Raw genomic sequence first — 728 nt, 5'->3', positions numbered from 1 at the left:
AACACTAATACTGTCTTGAACTTCATTTTTATTCTCCTATATAGGTTGTATGTTTGTTTGAAGAATAAGATTTAACTCTTAGAAAAAACTTAGATTTTTTGCTGTTTAATGAGTTATACAGAGAGTGGACTTGGAGAGTTATATATAATCAATTATCTGATATAAAAGATAAATTTACTTGACTGCAAAAATATACATACATTTTGACCAATATTTGTCTGCATCTTTTAATAATTTTCGTCTTTCTTTTTCCCAGAATACGTACCGGTTCACTCCTTAAAAATCAACCGTTTTATATAATCGTTTTAAAGCTGCATAAGGATACGAGTCATGAGTAATGATAGAGTTGAGACAATCTTAAATCACTTAAAGCTTCATAACCTGGTTACGGTTGAGGAGCTGGTTGAAGTAACAGGAGCTTCTCCTTCGACAATCAGACGAGAGCTTTCCAAGCTCACACGAAAGGGCACAATCAGCAGAGTTCACGGCGGCGCAACCCTGAATCGCTATATTCCAATTCAGACTCCTGTTACTGAAAAAGCTGTTACCCGTCATCAGGATAAAGCTCTGATAGGAAAGAAGGCAGCTTCTCTGATCAAGGAGGGGGACTGCTTAATTCTTGATGCCGGAACTACCACGATGGAGATTGCCAGAAACATTCCAAATATTCCCTTAACTGTATTTACTCCTGATCTTAATATCGCGCTTGTGCTATCCGAACTGTCGCA

The 728-nt window shown here is 37.2% G+C and carries 1 protein-coding gene; it reads left to right on the top strand.

Annotation, left to right across the window (positions count from 1 at the left end):
- Window positions 1–330 precede the first annotated feature (330 nt).
- The coding region (locus tag QZU45_RS10305; RefSeq protein ID WP_295355033.1) for a DeoR/GlpR family DNA-binding transcription regulator at window positions 331–728 on the top strand (398 nt) is incomplete at its 3' end.

This window comes from uncultured Succinivibrio sp., from assembly GCF_902756765.1.
In the GTDB taxonomy this organism is placed as follows: Bacteria; Pseudomonadota; Gammaproteobacteria; order Enterobacterales; family Succinivibrionaceae; genus Succinivibrio.
The sequence above is the reverse complement of the archived record's forward strand: the minus strand, read 5'-3'. Positions and strand labels throughout refer to the sequence as shown.